Source organism: Micromonospora sp. M51 (genome assembly GCF_018070305.1).
In the GTDB taxonomy this organism is placed as follows: domain Bacteria; phylum Actinomycetota; class Actinomycetes; order Mycobacteriales; family Micromonosporaceae; genus Micromonospora; species Micromonospora parva.
Genome location: NZ_JAGPXZ010000467.1, coordinates 1 through 4,949 on the forward strand (window position 1 = coordinate 1; position 4,949 = coordinate 4,949).

Below are 4,949 nucleotides of genomic sequence, written 5' to 3' on the forward strand. Positions count from 1 at the left end.
AGCGGCGGCGGGACCCGCTGGCGGCGGGCACGCTGGGTGGTGCTCGGCGCGGTGCTGGCGGTGGCCGGGGTGGCCACCGCGGCGACGCTCTACCTGACCCGGGACCGCTACCCGGACCTGGAGTTCGCCTCGCTGCGCGAACTGTCCCGGCTCTCGGCCGGCGCCGAACGTCCGACCGACATGTGGACGGCGGTGCTCGACGATCGGGCCTACCTCGCGTTCCCGCTGCCCGACGACCGGCTGGAGGTGGTGGCCGTCGACGCGGGCACCGGTCGCGAGGTGTGGCGCGAGCAGACCGACGTGCGCGCCGACGACTGGGAGGCGGTCATCGCCGTCCCCGGGGCGGTCGTGGTCCTCGCCGACGCGCCCGGCGACAGCACCCCCCGACCGATGGCCGTCCTCGACGGTCGGACCGGCGAGCAGCGCTGGCAGCGCGTTCTCCGTGGAGACGACGACGTCTACGTTGCCGACGACACGGCGGTGCTGGTCGACCGGGCTGCTGACGAACTGGTCGGCCTGCGCCTGACCGACGGCGCGACGAAGTGGACCCGAGCCAACCCCCGCGACCGGTACGCCGGTGGCCGTACCGTGGTCCGGCCGGTGGGCACCGACGCGGCGGCGGGCGGACCGGCCTTCCTCGACGGCACGCCCCGCGACCCGTGGACGGGCAAGGGGCGGCGACTCGTGCAGGTGGGCGCGGACCGGTCGGTGCGGCTGCTCGACATGGCATCCGGCGCGATGCTGCGCCAGTGGGGCAGCGTCGCCGACCTCGACGACCTGGTGGTCGCCCACGAGGACCGCCTGTACGTGGCCGCCAACGAGGGCGGCTACCAGCTGCTCGCCTACGACCTGGGTTCCGACGCCGAACCGGTGGTGCTGCACCGCTCCGGGAACGACGAGTACCGCCCGACGGAGCTGGTCGCCTGCGGTCCCCGACGGGCCTGCCTGGTGCAGGTGCCCAACAGTGACGCCACGCGCACCGAGGTGGTGGCGGCCACCGAGGGTGAGCGTGCGATCCAGTGGTCGGCGCCGGGCGTGACCGGCCTGGTCCCGTTGGGCGAGCAACTGCTCGCCCAACGGGAGTCCCCGGAGCCGAGCGTCACCATCTTCGACGCCGCCGGCAAGCCGGTGCTGCGGGACCGGGGCGGGGTGGCGGTCCGCCTCGACGAGGGCAACCTGCTGGTCTTCGCCAAGGCGCCCAGCGTGGTGGTGGCCAACCGGGTGCTGGCCGGCGTGTGGGCCGAGTCCGGGAAGGTCGACGAGTTGGGCGAGCTGCAGGACGTACGCAGCTCGTCCTGCTCGTGGAACACCCACCTGATCGCCTGTGGCGCGGAGAAGGACTTCGTGCTGTACCGCTTCACCACCGACTGACGTCAGCGCCCCACCGGCCGGCTCGTACGATGCTCCGGTGAATCTTCGAGGTACGGTCCGCGCCGATCGTCCGTTGGTGGTGCTCGCCGTCGGGGAGGAGGCCCGCTACCTGCCGCCCGAGCTGCCGGTCCTGCTCACCGGCATGGGCAAGGTGAACGCCGCCAGCGCGGTGGCCGCGGTGCTGGCCGCCGGGCCGCGCCCGGCCCTGCTGCTCAACCTGGGTACGGCCGGGGCGTTGCGTCCCGGGTTGGCCGGCATCCACGAGATCGCCACCGTCCTCCAGCACGACCTGGACACCGAGCTGCTGCGCACACTCACCGGCGAGACGTACGGGGCGCCGCTGTCGCTGGCCGCCGAGGGCGCGGTGCTGGCCACCGGTGACACCTTCGTGGCCGACGACGAGCAGCGGGACCGGTTGGCGCAGCGCGCCGACCTGGTCGACATGGAGGGGTACGCGGTGGCCTGGGCCGCCGCGCAGGCCGGTGTGCCGTGCCGGCTGGTCAAGCAGGTCAGCGACGAGGCGGGGGAGGGCGCGGCCCGGACCTGGCAGGAGTCGGTGGACGCGTGCGCCCGCGACCTCGCCGAGTGGGCCGCTCGACACGTCGGCTGAGCGTGCCGGGTCAGTCGTCGGGTTGCCGCACCCGCAGGCCCGGCGTGGTCTCCCGGGCGGCTCCGGGCAGCAGGATGTGCGCCGCCAGCCCGAGCGCGACGCTCGTGGTGACCAGCAGCGGTGGCCAGCGGCCGGCCCACGGCAGCGTCAGCAGCGGCAGGATGAGGCAGAGCATTCGCCGCCACGGCACGAGCATGGACACCAGCAGGGTGAACAGGACGCGGCCGATCACGAACAGGGCCGGGCCGCCCATGATCAGTAGCAGCCATCCCACCGGCGTCGTACCGGTCGGCCGGGCGACGACCAGGTCGAACGAGGCCGCCGTGCCGACCACCCCGGCCAGCATTACCAGATGGGTGTACGGCGCCACCCGCGCCGGGCGGCCCGCCCTCGCCCCGGCCTCCAGCAGTTCGCCGGCGCGAAAGACGTAGATCTGCCAGAGCAGCAGCATGACCGCGAACGCGCAGAACAGCGCGGCGACCCGGAGCCCGGTGAACTCTCCCCGACTCACCTGCAGGGTGGGCACCAGGATGATGTCGCCGAGGGCCAGGATGACGAACTGCTGGTACCGCTCGCCCAGATGAGCGGTGGTCCGCTCGTACTGGTCGAAGGGCACCCGGCCCAGCCCGGGCGTGGGGTAGCGGGCCGCCGCGGAGACCAGGTCGATCGCGATGGCGATGCTCCAGAGGGTCCAGTTCACCGTGTCGAACAGCGCGCCGGCGATCCAGAAGACGCCGGACACCAGGAACCAGAACAGGAACCGGGTGGCGCGGATCTCGGCCAACCGGTGCCGCTGTTGGTGCAGGCTGGTGATCAGGATGAAGCCGCGAATCACGTGCGTGCCGACGTACGCGACGGCGAAGACCAGCGCGTGCCCGCTGGCGATCTTGGGCAGCGACGCGCCCATCCCCACCGACCCGACCATGGCGACCATCAGGATGGCCTGGATGGGACGCTGCTGCGGGTCGTAGAACTCGGTGGTGGTGGCGGTGACCGACCAGGTCCACCAGATCGCGGTCAGCATCAGCAGGACCATCGTGGCGGTGGACCAGGTGTGGCGTTCCGCGAGCAGGGTCGAGGTCAGTGCGAGCGAGGCCACGAAGACCACGTCGAAGAGCAGCTCCAGCAGTGTGGCCCGGGTCGACCCGTCCGGACGGCGTACCAGCGCCCCGGTGCCTCCGGTGGTCATGCCGGGCCTCCCGCCGTTTCTTCCGAAAATTATCGGCGGTGTCGACACGGCTCGTCCCCGGATCGGCGATTCCCGCCGCTCACCGAGGGACGCCCGGAGGTTGGCACGGCGGACGCCCGCGCCCGGGACCTCGCCGAGGCGCCGGTGGGCACGTCGGTCGATGGCGCGCCGTCACTCGTCGGGCTTGCGCGTCCACAGGCCCGGTGTGGTCTCCCGTGCCGCTCCGGGAATCAGGATGTGACCGGCCAACCCGAGCGCCACGATCGAGGCCACCAGCAACGGCGGCCAGCCGCCGGCCCACGGCAGCACCAGCAGCGGCAGCAGTTGCCAGGCGACGCGCCGCCACGGCATGACCCACGACACCGCCATGGTGAACAGCACGCGACCGACCACGAACAGCGTCGGGCCGGTGATGATCAGCACGAGCCACGGCACCGGCGTCGTTCCGGTCGGCCTGCTGACGACCAGGTCGAACGTGGCGGCAGTGCTGACCACGCCGGCCAGCATGACCAGATGGGTGAACGGGGCCAACCGGGTGGCGCGGCTCCCCTTGGACCCGGCTGCCACCAACAACTCGCCGGCGCGGAAGACGTAGATCTGCCAGAGCAGCAGCATGACGGCGAAGGCGCAGAGCAGGGAGGCGAGCCGGAGGTGGTCGAGATGGCCCCGGCTGACCTGCAGCGTCGGCACCAGGATGATGTCGCCGAGGGCCAGGATGATGAACTGCTGGTACCGCTCGCCGAGGTGCTCGGTGGTCCGGCCGTACTGGGTGAGTGGCACCTTGCCCAGCCGGGGCGTGGGGTAGCGCGGGCCGCCCCGGCGACCAGGTCGATCGTTATGGCGATCCCCCAGAGCGCCCAGTTCGGAGTTTCTGACAGCGCGCCGGTGATCCAGAAGACGCTGGACACCGTGAACCAGAAGAGAAACCGGGTGGCCCGCTCCCTGGCCGTCTGGTGCCGCTGCCGGTGCAGGGCGGTGACCAGGATGATGCAGCGAATGACGTGCGTGCCGACGTACGAGGCCACGAAGAGCAGTTGGTGCCCGATGGTGACCATCGGCAGCGATGCCGCCATCGCCACCGACCCGACCATCGCAAGCATCAGGATGGCCTGGATCGGGCGTTGCTGCGGATCGTAGAACTCGGTGGTGGTCGCGGTGACCGACCACGTCCACCAGACGGCGGTCAGCATCAGCAGCAGCTTGGCGCCGCCGGCCCACGAGAGCTCTTCGGAAAACAGTTTCGACGTCAGGGCGAGGGCGGCCACGAAGACCACGTCGAAGAGCAGCTCCAGCAGTGTGGCCCGGGTCGACCCGTCCAGCCGGCGTACCAGCGTCGCATTCCCTTCGGTGGTCATGCCTGGCCTCCCGCCGCGTCTCCCGAGGATTATCGGTGCCCTGGCACGGGCCGTCCTCCGGATCGGTGATTCCCGCTGGTCGGGGAAGAGGGCGGGCGGAGCTTGCCACGGTGCGAGCGTCGCGCGATGCTGCACTGCATCCATCAATCTCGATCTCTTCGGAGGTTCGGATGCGTCGCTCCCCACTGGCCGCCCTCGCCCTGACCATCCTGCTGCTCCTCGCACCCGGCGCGGCGCAGGCCGCCGTCCCCGACCGGGCCGCCGCGCCCACCACCGACCCGGCGGCCCTGCTGAGCGGGGTACGCACCGCGGGCACCGCCTGGGGCCTCGACCCCGCCACCGGCCGGATGACCCTCACCGTCGACGACACCGTGACCCCCCGCGACCTGCGCGCACTGCGGACGGTGGCCGATCGGGCCGGCGC

General features: G+C 72.0%; 4 protein-coding genes and 2 pseudogenes. 3 read left to right on the forward strand and 3 right to left on the reverse strand.

Annotated features, from left to right (window positions below):
- A partial coding sequence (locus KBX53_RS22185) for a PQQ-binding-like beta-propeller repeat protein (RefSeq protein WP_210861417.1) occupies positions 1–1,371 on the forward strand: 1,371 nt, incomplete at its 5' end.
- Positions 1,372–1,408: 37 nt separating this feature from the next.
- Positions 1,409–1,981, forward strand: a complete 573-nt coding sequence (locus tag KBX53_RS22190; protein WP_030335558.1) for a nucleosidase — start codon at positions 1,409–1,411, stop codon at positions 1,979–1,981.
- A 10-nt stretch (positions 1,982–1,991) separates the two neighbouring features.
- Here KBX53_RS22190 and KBX53_RS22195 read toward each other — a convergent pair whose 3' ends face one another.
- The 3 genes and pseudogenes from KBX53_RS22195 to KBX53_RS37315 all read right to left on the reverse strand — a co-directional run.
- Positions 1,992–3,170: a low temperature requirement protein A gene (locus KBX53_RS22195; protein WP_051708741.1), complete on the reverse strand. Its 1,179-nt coding sequence runs from the start codon at positions 3,168–3,170 to the stop codon at positions 1,992–1,994.
- 171 nt (positions 3,171–3,341) lie between these two features.
- Positions 3,342–3,950: a low temperature requirement protein A gene (locus KBX53_RS22200; RefSeq protein WP_210861419.1), complete on the reverse strand. Its 609-nt coding sequence runs from the start codon at positions 3,948–3,950 to the stop codon at positions 3,342–3,344.
- Between the two features lie 80 nt (positions 3,951–4,030).
- A pseudogene (locus KBX53_RS37315) lies at positions 4,031–4,669 on the reverse strand (low temperature requirement protein A); the annotation flags it as partial.
- 26 nt (positions 4,670–4,695) lie between these two features.
- Here KBX53_RS37315 and KBX53_RS22210 point away from each other — a divergent pair.
- Positions 4,696–4,949, forward strand: a pseudogene (locus KBX53_RS22210) (serine protease); the annotation flags it as partial.